Annotated in this window: 12 protein-coding genes; 4 read left to right on the top strand and 8 right to left on the bottom strand. The window is 44.3% G+C overall.

Going from position 1 to position 17,211, the window contains the following annotated elements:
- Positions 1-85: 85 nt before the first annotated feature.
- Complete coding sequence (locus KZ793_RS10440; protein ID WP_225815276.1) at positions 86-964, bottom strand: PhzF family phenazine biosynthesis protein; 879 nt, start codon at positions 962-964, stop codon at positions 86-88.
- A 741-nt stretch (positions 965-1,705) separates the two neighbouring features.
- On the opposite strand from KZ793_RS10440, the gene KZ793_RS10435 reads away from it, so the two are divergent.
- On the top strand, positions 1,706-2,269 hold the full coding sequence (locus KZ793_RS10435; RefSeq protein WP_225815275.1) for a hypothetical protein: 564 nt from the start codon (positions 1,706-1,708) through the stop codon (positions 2,267-2,269).
- Positions 2,270-2,491: 222 nt separating this feature from the next.
- Positions 2,492-2,866: a VOC family protein gene (locus tag KZ793_RS10430; protein WP_317987456.1), complete on the top strand. Its 375-nt coding sequence runs from the start codon at positions 2,492-2,494 to the stop codon at positions 2,864-2,866.
- Positions 2,867-2,933: 67 nt separating this feature from the next.
- Here KZ793_RS10430 and KZ793_RS22865 read toward each other — a convergent pair whose 3' ends face one another.
- Positions 2,934-3,095 carry a type II toxin-antitoxin system TacA family antitoxin gene (locus tag KZ793_RS22865; protein ID WP_225815274.1) on the bottom strand — a complete coding sequence of 54 codons (162 nt, stop codon included), beginning with the start codon at positions 3,093-3,095 and terminating at the stop codon, positions 2,934-2,936.
- 227 nt (positions 3,096-3,322) lie between these two features.
- Between KZ793_RS22865 and KZ793_RS10420 the strand changes: the two genes are divergently transcribed.
- The gene (locus KZ793_RS10420) at positions 3,323-3,655 is read left to right on the top strand and encodes a helix-turn-helix transcriptional regulator (RefSeq protein ID WP_225815273.1); all 333 of its coding nucleotides are present in this window, start codon (positions 3,323-3,325) and stop codon (positions 3,653-3,655) included.
- Positions 3,649-4,965, top strand: a complete 1,317-nt coding sequence (locus KZ793_RS10415; protein ID WP_225815272.1) for a type II toxin-antitoxin system HipA family toxin — start codon at positions 3,649-3,651, stop codon at positions 4,963-4,965. Before KZ793_RS10420 ends, KZ793_RS10415 begins: the two co-directional genes overlap by 7 nt.
- A 221-nt stretch (positions 4,966-5,186) precedes the next feature.
- On the opposite strand, the gene KZ793_RS10410 is transcribed toward KZ793_RS10415, so the two are convergent.
- The 6 genes from KZ793_RS10410 to KZ793_RS10385 form a co-directional block, all read right to left on the bottom strand.
- Entirely contained in the window at positions 5,187-5,453 is a 267-nt protein-coding gene (locus KZ793_RS10410) for an Exc2 family lipoprotein (protein WP_317987459.1), read from the bottom strand.
- Positions 5,454-5,567: 114 nt separating this feature from the next.
- A complete protein-coding gene (locus KZ793_RS10405; protein ID WP_225815270.1) occupies positions 5,568-9,179 on the bottom strand; it encodes a transporter substrate-binding domain-containing protein in 3,612 nt (1,203 codons plus the stop codon).
- 3 nt (positions 9,180-9,182) lie between these two features.
- Entirely contained in the window at positions 9,183-9,809 is a 627-nt protein-coding gene (locus KZ793_RS10400; RefSeq protein ID WP_225815269.1) for a response regulator transcription factor, read from the bottom strand.
- A 16-nt stretch (positions 9,810-9,825) separates the two neighbouring features.
- Complete coding sequence (locus KZ793_RS10395) at positions 9,826-11,067, bottom strand: diguanylate cyclase family protein (protein ID WP_225815268.1); 1,242 nt, start codon at positions 11,065-11,067, stop codon at positions 9,826-9,828.
- Between the two features lie 69 nt (positions 11,068-11,136).
- Positions 11,137-13,716, bottom strand: a complete 2,580-nt coding sequence (tssH, locus tag KZ793_RS10390; protein WP_225815267.1) for a type VI secretion system ATPase TssH — start codon at positions 13,714-13,716, stop codon at positions 11,137-11,139.
- Positions 13,709-17,203 carry a type VI secretion protein IcmF/TssM N-terminal domain-containing protein gene (locus tag KZ793_RS10385; protein WP_225815266.1) on the bottom strand — a complete coding sequence of 1,165 codons (3,495 nt, stop codon included), beginning with the start codon at positions 17,201-17,203 and terminating at the stop codon, positions 13,709-13,711. Before KZ793_RS10385 ends, tssH begins: the two co-directional genes overlap by 8 nt.
- Positions 17,204-17,211 lie beyond the last annotated feature (8 nt).

The raw sequence follows: 17,211 nt of genomic DNA, 5'->3' as shown, positions 1-17,211 counted from the left end.
TTCTGTCGGAAAACATCTGTTTTCCGACACTGCAAATGCACTTCCTGAGTTATCTAATTAGAAATTGGGGCTGATAGCTCTTTCTTTAGATCGTGATGGTGCCATTGATACAGGTTACAGCCCTGCCGCCGACAAAAATCTTACCATCAGAATGGCTGAGCCACACGCTTCCCTGACGGCCAAGTTTTTTACCTTGTGATGAATGAACGATTTTATCGTCAATCATGGCGACCTTGTGGTGGCGCATAAATGCGGCAACGCTGCCGTTTCCACTACCGCAAACAGGGTCTTCATTGACACCGCATGATGGGGCGAAAGAGCGTACTTCAATATCAGCCTCTGCTCCCTCACGATAGGCACCATACAGACAAACCCCGGTGACGTTCATTTTCGTGTCGTGCTCACTCAACTTGGCATAATCAGGTTCTGTTGCCAGCACGGCTTCTGCTCCTGTGGTATGAGCGACAATCCAGCGAGCTCCCACGTCAATCAGTGCGGGTGTTAGCCCGCGATCTAACTGGCAACCTAGAATGTTTTCAAGGTGATCTATCTGTTCGACACTGAGCAGTGTGGTAGCGGGTTCTGGTAGTTCGAAGGTGATTAATTTATGTCCAGATTGCATTTCAGTCACGTTCAATGTAATCAGTCCCGCCTCACATTCCTGCACAATACGCCCTTCTCTCGCCTGAATTAAACCAGCTTCAAGAAGAGCATGTGCGGTACCGATTGTGGGATGACCGGCAAAAGGAAGTTCACTACCGGGTGTGAAAATCCGTACACGATAATCTGCCAGTGGATTTTCTGCTGGAAGGATAAAAGTGGTTTCCGAAAGGTTGGTCCAGTTGGCAATATCTTGCATCTGTATCGGTGAAAGTTCTTGAGCATCCATGACAACGGCAACGGGATTTCCCTTAAAAGGCTGGTGAGTGAATACATCAACCTGCTTAAATGGTACGAGAGACATAAAATTTCCTTTTTATGGTGGCAAAAGTGGTTTGTAGGTGTATCAGGGCATATGCCATAACCATCATAACGTTACGTTTGTTTTTTCAAAAGCGGCTTCTACCCTGCCCTTTAATTTAATGTAAATATCTATATTATGAATACGGTAGTTTATAATAAAAGAATAACTTAGAAAAAAGATATGTGATGAAACTCAAAGAGAATAATTAAATTAAACTCCTTATGGATTTATTTATGTAAATGTTGATGATAATGGAAATGGGGATTTTGCACGTTATAAGAAAAAGAGTTTTTATTGGTATAAAGAAGAATAGCTGCAAACGGTAATAATTTCACTGATTGAAATAATAGAGGTGTGTATTAAAAGATTTTTTACTTTACCTAACATTTCATAGATATCAGCGTGATAGTAGGATAGCTTTTCATTAAATTTTTTAAATATATTAACAGGTATTTATAGACAATGAAATAAATCTGCCCATTTCAGATAAATGCTGACAAATCAGAAATACTTGAGAAGTATTTTATACTATGTTGTTGTCTATTTTAAAATAATCACAGGCATATACCTAATAGATTTCGAGTTGCAGCGAGGCGGCAAGTGAACGAATCCCCAGGAGCATAGATAACTATGTGACTGGGGTGAGTGAAAGCAGCCAACAAAGCAGCAGCTTGAAAGATGAAGGGTATATAAGAATGCTTATATATTTTAGCGCTACAAAGCCAAAAAAAGGGAACAAATATGTATTTTCTAGGTTATCATGGAACTAATGAGTCTTCTGCCAGGAGTATTCTCACTAATGGTGTTCAATCGAAATTCTTGCCTCCAATGGGACAGATTGGACGTGGATTTTATATTGCTAAAGTAAATGGGCCATTGCCGGATTGGGGAGCTGGTTGTGCAACTGGGCCGCTGTCAACATTTCAAAAAATAGTTAATATTTTAACAGGTTATAATTACAATCCATTTATAGGAATAAATAAGAGGCCAGCTATTCTGAAAGTATACTCAACTAAGCCATTAATACATTGTAAATGGTCAGTTATGAATCCAGATAGTATTGCATTCATTAGAGCTATGACTATGTCTATGTCTATGTCTACTGGAGAATATATTTTGGAGAGATATAAATGGCTGCAAATGGTTATACCATTTGAAGAACTTAAATATCTCCATGTAGAGCGATATGATGGAAAAAATGAACGTTCAAAAAATTGGTATCCTAGAGAGAGTCATTCACTAAGGACCGATCACCCATATGAACCACGTATGGGAAGCGGACCATTCAGACGACACTCAGTGTAGAGTGAATAATTTTTACACCATATTTAAGGAGCATCGCCCGAATAATGCGGGCGAATTCTTTATATATGACATCTCTGACATCTCTTTACACATGTATGTATATACATATGATTATTATTACCTTAAAATGATAAGCGCAATCCAGTAACAAATATTACATGTTGAGTTATATAACAATTTGTTTTTACTCTCTTAATATTGAATCTAACACATGAGAATTACATGATGACATTATCCCCTAAACCTAATCTTCAACTTGTTTACGTATCTGATATTGAACGTTCGACAGCCTTTTACAAGACACTTTTTAATTCTGAACCGGTGTTTTCGAGCCCTCGTTATGTGGCATTTGCCGCTGGTAGCGAAACACTATTCGCTATTTGGTCAGGAGGAACAACGCCAGATGCCTCTACTCCACGGTTCTCTGAGATCGGTATTATGTTGCCATCGGGCGGAGATGTAGATCGCTTATTTGAGGAATGGCGAAAGAAACCCGATATCAAGATTGTGAAGGAACCTCACACTGAAATCTTTGGTCGTACTTTCCTCGTTGAAGATCCCGATGGTCATATTATTCGAGTATGTCCTTTGGATTAGATGTATTGGGTCTTCTCTGCTGTCCTTATACCTCTGTTTCTGGAAGAAAATTTTAAAGGCAAAGTTCCTATAAGATTATGTCCAATATTGATAATTGAGGAGAGTGACTACATATAAAATTGCTGACAGTCTTGCCTTCGAAGCTTGCGGCGCGTTCCAGTATTTCTTTAGCGCTATGTTTCAGTCGGAGGTTGATACGGTCCTGTTTGGTGTTTATGGCTGTATTCATAGGAAATACCTTCTTTAGGTGTATACCCGTTATCTTTCACGTTGCCTCTTTGTTGGCTGCACTCACTCACCCCGGTCACATCGTTATCTATGCTCCCTTGTCGTCGCGATGCAACTAGAAATCTATTAGGTATATATACAGGACATTATCACCGTTAAAGTGTATAATGTTCTAATAATTATCCATTATAGCTAATAACAGTTTTAATGTGTCATTTTGGGGGCGTTATGATTTCAGATGAAAGAACAGTTTCAGCAATTGCGGAAGAGTTGGGAGAACGTTTGAAACAAGCTCGACTAAATAATGATCTGACTCAAGCTGAAGTTGCTGAACTTTCAGGGGTCACAAGAAAAACTGTACTGAATGCTGAAAAAGGTAAAGTCCAATTAGAGATTTTTGTTGCCATTATGGCAGCGTTAAACTTAACCGAACAATTAGATCTTTTTCTTCCCAAACAAAACATATCTCCTATCCAACTAGCTAAACTTCAGGGAAAAAAACGACAACGAGCATCCGGTCTTAGAAAAAACAATATTGAAGAGGATACGTCAGGATGGTAATGGAAGTTATCAACGCAATTTACAATCAACATAAAGTTGGTGCGGTGAGTTTTGACTCTAGTAAAAACTTGGGTTTATTTCAGTACGACCCCAGCTTTATCGCTAAAGGGATCGAACTGTCTCCATTGAAAATGCCTTTAACAAATAAAATCTACAGTTTTCCAGAACTAGACTATGACACGTTTAAAGGACTACCTGGATTGATTGCAGATTCACTACCGGACGACTTTGGCAACGCTGTACTTAATGCATGGGTTGCAGCTCAAGGTAGATCTCCTAACGACATTACACCTTTGCAGCGACTTCAATATACAGGGAAACGAGGGATGGGTGCTCTTGAATACGTACCAGCAACCAAAATGAGAAATCTTAATTCCTCAAAACAAGTAGAAATAGATTCATTGGTTTCTATCGCCCAAGAAATTCTAAATTCCCGTGGTGATTTTACTGTTGAGTTGATTAATAACGGTCGGGAAGAGCTCGAGGCCATGATGTCACTACTTTCTGTTGGTATGAGTGCTGGCGGAGCTAGGCCCAAAGCTGTATTAGCCTTTAATGAGGGCTTCACTCAGGTTCGCTCCGGTCAAGTTAAAGTTCCTAACGGTTTTACTCACTATCTTATGAAATTTGATGGTGTCAGTGAGCACAACAAAAACCAAGAAACCTTTGGTGATCCACTAGGTTATGGGGCGATGGAGTATGTGTACCATTTAATGGCAATAGACTGCGGTATAGATATGATGCCCTGCCATTTACTACCAGAAGGCGACAGGCGCCACTTTATCACACAGCGTTTTGATCGCAATGGGAATGAAAAAGTGCATGTCCAAACCTTAAATGGACTTGCACATGTTGATTATAAAAAACCAGGTTCCTTCTCTTACGCAGAACTTTTCTTTGTTGCTAGGCAGCTAAAATTATCGGCTAAAGCTGCCGAACAGTTACTAAGAAGAATGTGCTTTAATATCATTGCTAGAAATCATGATGACCACGCTAAAAACTTCGCTTTCATATTAAAAAACAAAAAATGGGATTTGGCCCCGGCCTACGATTTAGCCTACAGTTACAAGCCTGACAGTAGATGGGTAAACAGTCACTGGATGAGTTTAAACGGTAAAAGAGATAACTTCACTCGGCAAGATTTTTATTCATTAGAAAAACTAAGTCCGTTGTTTACTAAAAAAACGGTCAATGGAATTATTGATGAAACCATAGAAAAAGTCTCTGCCTGGCGTAAGATAGCCGCTGATTTTGGTGTACCAAAATCATTGATTGATCTAGTTGATACAAATTTGAGATTGAATATCTAATTATTGAGATGTGAGATCTCCGGCGCTTCGACTGACAAATTATTCTTAAACTCTCATTTTATCGACAAAAGTTTCATAAGGCGCGTTTTACCTTTCAAGCCACCATGTGGTGTAATATGTGATAGTTGTAAAACGCCTCCCATTCCGCTAATTTGGCCTTTAGAATTGGTAAAATTCTTGCTCCTTACTTCATTGTGCTTATAAGTTCATAGTTAATTTTCTTACTTGCCATAGTAACCGGCTTTGTAAGAATTGATAATTCCGTCAATTAATGCTTTTTTCTTCTTATTTGAAATCTGACTATTGTTGATTTCTCTTGCATGCACTTTTGGTGAAATGAATATTTCGGACATGCCGATTTCTTGAATTAAATTATCACTCTTAAAATAATTAATTTTTTGCTCAAATTCATGTGAACTGATGTTATTCATTCTATCCTTAACTCCTTCTCGATAAAATTGTTCAAAGAATGGCGTCATAAGCTTAATAGAATTAATTTACATGTGTTTCAAAATTAGGGTCAAAATCATCATTAGAGCGATAAACATAATATCTTTTAATCTTTTAAAGCCAAGATTTTTCTGTGTCGCTTCATCTGATTTCTAACCCTGCAATTCCCCCAATTTCTGCTCAATCTGCTGTTGAAAATATTCCGCACGAGTTAATAAAACGGCGATTGTTTTCACATCACAATGTTCACTTTTTTCAATCCGCAGGCAGACACGTATTCCTTGCTGATATTGCATCAGCGCAAAAGCGCCTTTCATTCGGTGAGCGTGATGCACAACTTTTTCATGGTATTGCTGGTTTTCCTGTTGTTGCAATTCTGCAATATCTTCCGACATCCCTTGCTGTATTGCACTGAGTAACTGGCGCTCTATAGCCACATCTTGTTGAGCTAACGCTTGAATTTCATCGAATTTCAATGTTGCTTCGTCATTAACTTGTCGGTAATAACGGGTAATTTCTGCCAGCAATTTGCTTTGCACCAGTGGTTTGATCAATACACCATTCATTCCGGCTTCCAAGCAACGAGCCTGTTCGGTAGAAAATGCGTTCGCGGTACATCCCAGAATAATAAACGGCGGTAATTGCCGTAATCGTTCCTGTTTTCTCAGTAACTGAGCCAGTTCGTAACCGTTCATCACCGGCATCTGGCAATCTGTCAGCACGATATCGAAATAGCCCTCCTCCACCAGATTCATGGCCTGTTCACCGCTTTCAGTTAGCGCGATACGATGGCCCGATGGTGCTAACTGTAATGACAACACCTGTAAATTGGCAGGTAAATCATCAACCACTAAGATATTCAAAGATTCATGAAGTTCCGTCTCAATGTCTGCGGTTTTTTCACTTATCGCCTCTTTTTCAATAACAGTGCGTGTAAGCGGTAACACCACGGTAACCTGTGCACCACCACTGGGCGCACCCGTGATTTTCAGACTGCCACCCATTAATTCAACTAACTGTACAGAAATAGGTAATCCCAATCCCGTACCGGTTTTTCCGCCGTTATTTTGTGTCACTTGTACATAGGGCAGTAAAACCGCTTTATACATGGTTTCTGGAATGCCACAACCAGTATCAGCAACCACCAGCGTAATTTCATCTTGGTGACTCTCTGGAATAAGCTGATAGCTGGCGCTGATCTGTACACCACCTTGTTCGGTAAATTTAATGGCATTACCCAACAGGTTATTGATAACTTGGGTTACGCGTGTCGCGTCCAGTAGATGATAATATTCAGACGGCAAATCAAACTGATAGGTGAAAAATAGTTCTTTTTCCTTTGCTCGATGGCTAAAAGTTGCCATACAATTTTCCAAAATCGCCTGCAATGATTCCGGCTTGAGATTCAGCACCATCCGCCCAGATTCTATCTTGGAGAAATCCAGCACATCACCGATGATTCCTTGCAAGGATATGGCCGCCTGCCAGGCGATATGTAATGGTGTGGATGGTTGAGTTTGCTGTTTTACCTCCAGATCAAGAATACCGATAATGGCTTGTAGCGGAGTGCGGATTTCATGGCTCATGTGAGCCAGAAAATCTGATTTCTCAAGGCTGGCGAGTTCTGCCTTATCACGTTCCTGGCGTAGTTCCTGCGCCAGCAATTTACGCTCGGTCACATCAAACCAGCCACCAATGATTCCCTGAACAACGCCTTCGGTATTGCTATAACTTTCGAGCCACAAATAAACGTCTTTATCCTGCCCCTGAATAACAATGTTGCGATCAGAAAAATGTACAGGAGCACCTTCCAAACAGCGTAGAAAAATTAGGCTGATCTCTTGCTCATCGGCCGGTTTTAAAAAGCATAGGGAAAAAAGACTACGGCCAATCACCTCAGATCCAATAGAGCCCATTTCATGTCGGAAATAGAGGTTAGCCGCCGTGATGCACATGGTAGGATCGCAGACAAACATTGGCGTAGGCATGTTATTAAAGAGTGTTTCCCAGTACGCCAGCAAATTCTGTAAGTTGCTTTCCGCAGTTTTACGTCGTCTGATCTGGTGTGCAAGATAACTGCCCCAAAAAGCCGAACTTAACGCAATCACAAGTAACGCCCCTCCCCATAGCTTCACCCAAGGAGAGATTTTATTGTCATCATAAGGCGTGACATTCGCCATGGATAACCATTTCAACCGTAATACTCGCAGTTCATTTGGTGGCAGTGCATCAATGCTTTTATTTAATATGTCAACCAGTTGAGGATAGGCCGGTATGATGGCGTATTGTTCCGGTTGCAATGAGCCTTTAAAGGACTGAATAGAAATATTGGCGCCGTAGCGGCTTGCTTGTAGGTAATCAGCACTGATCAGGCTATCAAAAGTGGCATCTGCTGCTCCGGCCAGCACCATATCAATACCTTGTATCACACTGTCAACTTCCACGATGGAAATCTCTGGATATTGCTTAAATAGTGACAAAAGTGCGTTGCCGCGTTGAATCGCCACCCGATGGTGTTTAAGTTGTTCAAACTCATAAGGCGCATTACGCTCACTGCGCGTGATCATCACCCATTCCACGGTACCATAGGGATGACTGAAAGAGAGCCAACGGCGACGTTCGGGCGTGTTGATCATGGAGGTCATTTGCGCTTCGCCATCTTCTAACCGTTTTTTAATGCCTACTGCATCATCTGTTGGGATGAAATTAAAGGTGATGCCACTTTTTTCCCCCAGTAGACGTAAAATATCTACATCCAGTCCGGTGATTTGACCGTTTTTATCCAGAAAGGAATAAGGCGGTACATTGCGATTCAGTGCCACATTGACGACAGGATTTCTTTTAATCCAGGCTTTTTCTTGCGACGAAAATATTGCTGCGTCGTTATTGTTGCCCAACGCCAGTCCAGAAATCCAACGTTCATAAACTTTATTTCTGATGGCATGAGGAATGGATGTCAAAATCAGATTTACCGCTTCAACCATGCCATCACCGTTGTGACCAAGAAAATCATACCGTTCCCCGAATGAAATATCCCGGCGGTAAGTCAATCCGGTAAATGGACGAAAAGCCAGTAAATAGGCAATCTGGCTTTGTCCATCCAGATAGGCATCCATTTCGCCATCCACGACGGCCTGTATTCCTTCTTGCTGATTTTTCGCCACTGAAATACTGCGGTAATGTTTACGTAATTGCTTAATGACATTCGGATCACTGCTGGGTGCCGCCATAATATCCATTTTGGCAAATGGCATATTGACTTGTTCTTTGCGCATGATCAGGGCAAGTGGTTGTACCAGAATTGGGTAAGTGTCATTTGCTTCATTTCCTGATTGTGATGAGGCGGAATTCGATAACAACTGGATATCTCCACGTTGCAACGCTTTATAAGCTGATTCCCAGTTACCAAATAGCCGTACTTCCACCGGCCTTTTCAGCACAGTTTCAATCAAGCGCAGATAATCAGCATAAATCCCTTCCAACTTGCCGTCCCAACGATGGATCACCAATGGCGCACCGATACAGCAGAGAATGCCGACTTTTAATGTCGGGAAGCGTGAGGGAAGAACCGCTTGTTCTTTAATGGGCAACGGCAAAAATTCCTGCGACTCTTGCGTGATGTTTGAATAAAACTCCACTGGTAATCCATTGGCAGGCAATTCTTGCGCATTGCGGTATTCGAATAGGTTGAGACTCCAGCCAGATAGCGGTAACAGTAATACCAACGGGGCAAACCATCGCCATTCTTTGCGCCAGCACGTCATGGCTTATAGCCCCAGTCCAATCTGATGCAAATAATTATAAAGTGCGGCTTCATTATCTAACCCGAGCTTTTTCATTGCGCTGATTTTTTGTGCGCTGATCGTCTGCTTAGTACGGTATAAACGCGCGGCAATATCATTCACGCTCAACCCTTGTCCCAACAATTTAATCACTTCCAATTCTTTGCTGGTTAGCGTTTTTACAACTACCTCGTCCGGTGATTCGAGAAATTGTTCACTTAAATAGGGTTCATAACGTCCGGTTGTACTGTACAACCCTTTTACCAGCTCATGGGATAAGCTGTTTTTGTTCAAAATTGCTTTTACTTTGTAATCAATTAATGAAGCAATGATTTTCCGGTCGCTGATCATCGTAATCACCACAATCGGCAAATTCGGATACTGTTCACGTATTCGGCTAATCATCCTCAGACCGTCGATCTGGTTATTACCCGGCATAATGAAATCCGTAATCAGCATATCCGTTTCTTTTTCCTCCAGCAGAGAGAAAAGTGAAGTGACATCATGGGCTTCCCCCACAATCTGGTAATTCTCCGGCAATGTTGCCAATATCGTACGTAGTCCTAATAAAAATACCGGATGATCGTCGGCAATAATGACTCGTTTGGGCATGGGTTATTTCTCCAGATTATTTTCTATTGACTATTTCACGTATCGTTCCTTCAATAAAACCGGCATTTTCTCCCACATGGATGATTAAGGCGATAATGACCAGATTAAATTCGCCTTTGCCATCGGCAATCCGAATTTTTAGTGTCTGTGGTATTTGCGAGACTGAATTTTTAAGCTGTTCGATTTTATGCCGATCTTCCCGATGTACCCAAGCCATCAATTGCGACCAGGAGGCAGGTGCTTTTCCGCCCCGCATCCAGGCAGCACCATTATGATGCCAGTACAGATGTCCGTTGGCACTTAGCCGAAAGCAATTAACCTGTTCTTGATCCAACATGGCTCTCATTAACAGAAAATGCGCTTTGCGACGGTGTAATGCATTGATTATGTTATAAAAATAGCTACAGAATAACAATGCAGGTAAGGTCAGCGCTGTACCGTACCAAGCCGCCATCTGCACATTTTGTTGGAGATTGGTTAACGGGGATGAGAATGGCCCAAGACCAAAAATGGTGGCACTCACGATCCCCACCGTACACAGGGATAAAAAGCTGCTTAATACCAGCAGATTACCGCTGAGTGCTAGCAGCATCGGCAAACTAAAGGAAAACAGCAGTGCGATCCCTTGCCAGTGAATTTTCCCGGCCTCCGGTGGTGGACTAATAAACAATGCTGTCATGGCAAATAGGGCTACCAGCCATAAGCCATGGATTTTCCAGTTCCCAACCCCATTTTTCTCATGGGTGATGTAGTAGATAACACACAGCGTAAGTGGTAGATAACTCAACACTGAGCCTACGATAATCGGTAATGAAACCGATATGTCGGTAGGATAACCAAAGAGATGAAGTATCCATTTCGCGATAAATCGCTCAATGATTCCACTTAACGAACAGAGTACGGTCAGGTTAATGATGTCTCTTGCCCGCTTCGGCGCCCACATGACACCGTAAAAAAATTGCCAGATCAACGCTGTTACCACCAGCATCATCACGTTGATGCTGGAAAAGATCAGCGATACATTTACCGGTCTTCCATACCACTGACTGGCAGTTAGCGAAATCAAGGCGCTCGTCATTAACCAGACCGGCCAATACCGTGGCGTCCTGACGCAAAAAATGCCTTGTAACAAGCCTGCCGGAAACCATACCAGTGATGACAGACTCCATACATCCCGTACCTGTAGGCTTAACAGTGCCAGCGCGAAATTGACCAATGTAAAGATAAACCAGAAGATCACTATCTTTTTCATTTTCATCGGGATCTATTCCGTAACACTGATGTTACATCGTAAGATAATAATAGCAGAGATGTTCTCTTACTACCCTTAGTTGATAATATTAGATGGTAATAGTTTCTTTTGGTCTGAGTGTAACTGTACTTGACCGTCTATAACATCCATCCAAGCATCCTGATTGACTGGCACATCACCTAGTAACAATTGATCTGATAACAACGGCAGAACAAACTGTGTTAACAGGTTGTCAATTTCACGGGCCCCGCTTTCCGCGATCTGGCACTCTTTAGCGATAAAATCCACCAGCGTGTCGCTATAATGCAATTCACATTGGGTTGATTGACGATAGCGTGCGACAACTTTATTCAGTTTATGGTGCACAATGGCATGCAGAACTGAGCCATGTACCGGCAGATAAGGAATAACCTGCAAACGGCCTAAAAATGCGGGCGTAAAAATACGTTGCAGCTCTGGCCGGATAATCTCTTGAATATCTTCAAGAGTTGCCGGGCGATTTTCCCCCTGCTCTTTTACGCCGTGCATTGCCGCCTGCATTACCAAATCTGATGCTGCATTGGTGGTCAGGATAATCAGCGTATTACGAAAGTTAATCTGTTGCCCTTCGGCATCTTCCATCATGCCTTTATCGAATACCTGAAAGAACAACTCCAGCACATCGGGGTGAGCTTTCTCCACTTCATCAAGTAACACTACGCTATAAGGTTGGCGTCGAACCGCCTCGGTCAATACACCACCTTGTCCATAACCGACGTAACCTGGGGGAGAGCCTTTCAGACCAGAAACCGAATGGGCTTCCTGATATTCCGACATGTTAATTGTGATCAAATGATGCTCCCCGCCATACAACTCATGCGCTAGCGCTAAGGCGGTCTCGGTTTTCCCCACACCCGAAGGCCCTGCGAGCATAAACACTCCGGTAGGTTTGACCGGGTCCGCCAGTTGTGCTTTAGCAATCCGAATTTGACGTGCTATCTGGCTGAGCGCATGCTCTTGTCCCATGACCCGTTGGCCGAGACGGGTTTCCAACTGACGCAACACATCACGTTCATTTTCTACCATCCGGCCAAGGGGGATTCCTGTCCAACCGGCAATAATGTCCGCTACACAGGCGGCATCAACACAGTCAAAGACATAAGCATGCTGATGGTGGCGCTGATGCAGTTCCGCCCGTAACACAGGTAGCCGCCGCTCGTCGTGTTCTTCACAGGCAAGGATGTCATTGACCAACTGCTGTTGAGCATGATATTCCGGCAAAATTGCTGCCAATGATGCCTGCAATTCGGCCTGACGCTGTGCCAATTTCTGTAACTGAGTTTCATGGCCACCTTCACGCAGTAGTGCTTCTTGTTCGGTAGCAACGTTTGTCAGCATGGCACGCAGATCTTCAATCGGCGCCGGTTCATCCGTCTGTGAAACTGCAACGCGGGCACAGGCGCTATCCAACAGGCTAACTGATTTATCCGGCAATTGACGTCCAGTGATATAACGGTTGGCTAACGTAACCGCTTCCGTGACTGCCTCTGCAAGTACTTTGACGCCATGATGTTTTTCCATTGCGGGTGTCATGGCACGCAACATGGCGGTTGCCAGTTCTAACGAAGGCTCCTCGACTTTGATCACTTGGAAACGACGGGCTAACGCGGCGTCTTTTTCAAAGTACTTCTTATATTCAGACCAAGTGGTTGCCGCAATCGCCCGTAATTCGCCACGTGCCAGCGCGGGTTTTAACAGATTGGCCGCATCATTTTGTCCGGCTTGGCCGCCGGCACCAATCAGCATATGCGCTTCGTCGATAAATAGAATCACCGGTGTAGGATATCTCTTCACCTCATCCAATAATTTTTGCAAGCGGCTTTCAAACTCACCTTTTACGCTGGCACCCGCTTGTAACAGCCCCATATCCAACGTAAATAGTTCGGCTTGTGCCAAAACTTTCGGTACACGGCCATCAACGATCCGTTGAGCAAGCCCTTCGATCAGAGCGGTTTTGCCGACACCCGCTTCACCGGTTAACAGCGGGTTGTTTTGGCGACGACGTAGCAGCACGTCAATCAACTGACGGATCTCTCGTTCACGCCCTAAAACTGGGTCCAGTTTGTTATCACGCGCTGCCTGTGTCAGGTGATGCGTGTACTGTGCCAATGCGGATTGATTATCATCGCTGACAGGCGTCGTGATTTGTTGCGGTTCTGTCTGTGTACGCAACCACTGTTCTATTCCATCGGTGTTACCCTGTAACGCTTGTTGTAACTCTGAGGTAAGTGAATGGTGCAGTGACGGATGCATTATCAGTGCCACAATCAATGCCTGAGCGGTAATCTGTGATGCTCCCCAGTGAGTACTGGTGTACATCCAGGTCTGTTCCATCCATCCAGTTAGACTGGTAGACAGCACTGGCGGACGATGATTACCGCTGCGTAATAATGCCAGTGACCGTTGGCAAGCATTCAACAACGTCATGGCCTCAATACCGCCGTGGTGACACACTTGTTCTATCGTCGGAAGCTGTTTTTCAAACAGAGCCAACAACAAATGTTCAATTTCCACTTCATGATGGGTGCGCCGTATTGCCAGATTAACCGCCTCATCAAGGCACTGACGCGCTTCTACCGTTAATTTACTGACGATCTGTTTAAGATAATTACTCACTTTTCGGTTTCCTTGATTCGTTCCAATAGGTGGTGATCTGTGATGGCAAAGTAGAAAGGGTTCCTTTTGCTACTGCCGGTTCACTTAGATTTAACAACTGGCTATCCAGTCGGTTGCGTTGCTCCAACAACGCCGTTTGTTGTTGCTGATGTTGCTGCCACTGCTGATAGAGTGTTGCAACAGCTCTGCTTCCGCTGACCTGATAGCGCACAGTGATGTTATTGATACCCAGTGCACTTAATTCATCGCGCCGTTGCGGGAACGCTTGAGCTGCCAATGTCAGTTCGCCACGGGAAAAATCGTGCATAAATTTCAGCAAACCATCGGGGCCAACATAACTTTTGCTTAGGGTAAAGCGAGGAAAATAGACATCAATTTGTACTTTGCTGCATGTTCCTGGACTCCAATGCAACGTCATGCTGTCATTGAAATTCATACTCTTAAGCTGCTGTACGCCATCATCACAACTCAACGTCACTGAGCTCCCCACTGGCAATACCCTTGCCCCCCGGTTAGCGGTTGCTGGCTGGCTGACAATTGTCACTTCCGCCGATGGCTTCTGCTCTTGTTCCGGTTCCTGTTGTACCGTCGCCAGTTGCTGCTCGCTTTCCAGTAAGGCGAGTTTCTCTTGCAGGCGACGGCGAATATCCGATGTCGCTGAAAGTAGGTCATTTGGTTGAATGAGGTTATTGATATAGAAAATGAAATCGTCGCTAAACGGAAAGGCCACATCTTCTATTTCCTGACGTTTAATACCTTCAGGACGAATATCCAGCGCATACTCTGCGGTATCCCGTACAAATGCGTTACTGTATTCATACAAACGCGTGTTCAATTCCCGGCCATCAAACAGTTCCTGTCTGCTCAATTTCTCCATCGGCCAAATCACTTTACTTTCCCACTGGGTTTGCAAGCGGCTGGCGGCACTTAAGAAAGCGTAACGCAGTATCAGATGAGCATCACCCTGATAGAGCCGCCATAAGGTTTCATTTATTCCTGCGTCTTGCTTGCTTTCGGTCTCATGGCGCCACAGGGTGAAACGGTTAAACAATGCGCGTAAACCGTTATCATTCAACTCTCCTTTCCCGTTACTTAGCGCATTTTTAACCAATACCTCGGTTTCCATATCACTAAGCAACTCGCGTTGGCTATTTAACTGTACCGCCTGTCGGTAAGCGCGATAGCGTGTCAGCACGGTGTTGTCCAGCCGTACCGAGATCTGCGGTGAAATTCCAAGCCATGACATGATGCGCTGGCGTAAGGAGAGATTCCCTAGCGAGACTCGTTGCATCACGCTACTTTTTTGCACATAACCATGCAGTTGCCATAAACGCTGCTGTGTCTGTAACCAGGGCTGCCGATCCGCCTGCTCTATCGTGGCTAAATCACGTTCTAACTGGGTCAGAAAAGCGATATAGGGACTGTCATATTGGCCCGCTGCTAATATCAGCGCTTGCCAGTTTTTCTTGCCTCGTACTAATGTTTCTCCTTGAGGCATAGTCTGGGCGAATGCTAACCACTCTGATTGGCGCTGATTTTGATACTGTTGATAAAATGAACGCTGTAGAGGAGCAAAGAATGCCGGTCTGTTAAGGGCTTGTGCTAATTCATCCAATGTTGCCTGAATATCCCGCTCACCAGCTTGGGTATAAACACCACGGATACGCGCGTTAATTGTGGCAGCATCTTCTCTGGTAAGCGGCCAGAAATCAGCCAGTGTCAGCGAATGCGTTCCAGCCGGTTGTTCGTCAGCTAACAGCCACTGCCAGTTACTGTTATCTTCCAGTAGTGTTTGCAATACATTTTGCCACTGATCCTGTTCTTGCTGTGCGTTGCCTTGGCGATATTGTGCCAGACGGAGTGCGACGCGTTGTTCTGCTGATAAAGGATCGTTTTCACCACTTAATAGTGAAGCTGAATAAGCAGGCATATGCTGTAACGTTTCCAACGTAGCGCCATGCGCCATTGCCTGTTCGATGTTAATGAAACGAGCCCAGTGTAAAGCCAGCAGCCGTTTTTGTGGTGCTTCCGCGTGACGAAAATGTGCTAGCAAGTGCGTCGCTACCGATTCCGGGTTGAATACGTCAACAGGTGCTTGTTGTTGATACTGCCGCGCCATCCGTTGTTCCAGCGTATGGCTGACTGGATAAAAAAGCAGAGGTGACAGAGTTTCCTGTGACCAGTACTCAACTTGTTGGTAACGCAAATAACTCCGCTCAAGTGGGTTTACCTCATGGATATTTTCAAGTTGTGTAACACCACGCCAGGTCGTCATCAATGCGTTGCCTGCGCCGCACACCAGCATCAAAATCAATAGGCTAACGAATAGGCGTTTGGTCAATGTCCGCCAACCGGTCAGCAATATGCTATCGCTACGTTGAACTTGGTCTGGCAGAGATTCTCCCAACAAACGATGGCTGAAAACGCCAGCGGCTTGATGCTCCGCAGTAAAAAACATGCCACGCAGCAGACCATGCTCCAGATAATGATCTTGGTCGAACAGTGCATTCAAGTAACAACCTAGCGCTGGTTGCAGTTGAGCTACGGTTTCTGGTAACGCTAAGACTTCCGCATTGGGTTGCTGCCGTTGCTGATTGAGCAACTTAAGGCGCATCATTTTTAACGTGTTAACAATGGTGTTCATGCTCTTATCCAGCACGTCGGTGACATGACCCACCGTGTGATGCTCGATAAAATCGCCTAGCAATTCAGCACGTTGTTCTACTGACAATTGGGCGCACCAATGGTTAAATCCCGGCAATGTTTCACTATGAGTAAGGATCAACCAGATTGGCAAACGGCGTTCCAGACGTATCTGTAATGGTTCTAACTGCGCACGTACCTGACGTGCGGCGATATAGAGTGCTCTATTGTCGCTGTTTAACAACTGTTCCACTGACAAGCAAACAAGTACACCAGCCGGTTTACGCACCTGCGCTACCCAGCGTATCAGTCGCAACCAGGCTTGCCGGTACAGGGATTGACCTTCGGTATAACGGCCGGAAACGACCATGTACATTGCCCGGCGGAAGAACCACCAGCGACAGGTAAAGGTGTTTGTTGTCAGCGACGGCAGATTTTTCCCCGTCATGGGCGCCACATTGCAGCGTGTTAACAACTTCTGTTTACCATTGCCCCGTTCCCCTACCACCAGAAACCACGGTGGAACGGGTCCGTTACGGTGTAACAGTGAATGGAATCGACGCCAACTTTGTAAATATCCTCCCTGCCGCCAGTGCTGATAGAGTAAATATTCCAGACGGTTATCTCCTTTCCGCCAGAATTTATTTATCCAGCGTAGTTTATGCATTATTTGCGGCATGAATGTAATTGCCCCACGCAGCAATAATAACAGCAGGAGTAGGCAAAGAAATAATAACAAGCCACCTATTGTCGGCCATGAGAATGCCACAGCAATGGTTAAACTGAGTAATAAAAGGATAACCATCACGCTAAGCCAGCCAATGGCATAAAGTAATTTTTTCATGTTTAATT

Source organism: Photorhabdus antumapuensis (assembly GCF_020387775.1).
Lineage (GTDB): Bacteria > Pseudomonadota > Gammaproteobacteria > Enterobacterales > Enterobacteriaceae > Photorhabdus > Photorhabdus antumapuensis.
This window is presented reverse-complemented; position numbering and strand designations above follow the sequence as displayed.

Excerpts from the sequence above, each read along its gene's own strand:
- KZ793_RS10440 (WP_225815276.1), bottom strand. The coding sequence starts at position 964 with ATGTCTCTCGTACCATTTAAGCAGGTTGATGTATTCACTCACCAGCCT.
- KZ793_RS10435 (WP_225815275.1), top strand. The coding sequence starts at position 1,706 with ATGTATTTTCTAGGTTATCATGGAACTAATGAGTCTTCTGCCAGGAGT.
- KZ793_RS10430 (WP_317987456.1), top strand. The coding sequence starts at position 2,492 with ATGATGACATTATCCCCTAAACCTAATCTTCAACTTGTTTACGTATCT.
- KZ793_RS22865 (WP_225815274.1), bottom strand. The coding sequence starts at position 3,095 with ATGAATACAGCCATAAACACCAAACAGGACCGTATCAACCTCCGACTG.
- KZ793_RS10420 (WP_225815273.1), top strand. The coding sequence starts at position 3,323 with ATGATTTCAGATGAAAGAACAGTTTCAGCAATTGCGGAAGAGTTGGGA.
- KZ793_RS10415 (WP_225815272.1), top strand. The coding sequence starts at position 3,649 with ATGGTAATGGAAGTTATCAACGCAATTTACAATCAACATAAAGTTGGT.
- KZ793_RS10405 (WP_225815270.1), bottom strand. The coding sequence starts at position 9,179 with ATGACGTGCTGGCGCAAAGAATGGCGATGGTTTGCCCCGTTGGTATTA.
- KZ793_RS10400 (WP_225815269.1), bottom strand. The coding sequence starts at position 9,809 with ATGCCCAAACGAGTCATTATTGCCGACGATCATCCGGTATTTTTATTA.
- KZ793_RS10395 (WP_225815268.1), bottom strand. The coding sequence starts at position 11,067 with ATGAAAATGAAAAAGATAGTGATCTTCTGGTTTATCTTTACATTGGTC.
- KZ793_RS10385 (WP_225815266.1), bottom strand. The coding sequence starts at position 17,203 with ATGAAAAAATTACTTTATGCCATTGGCTGGCTTAGCGTGATGGTTATC.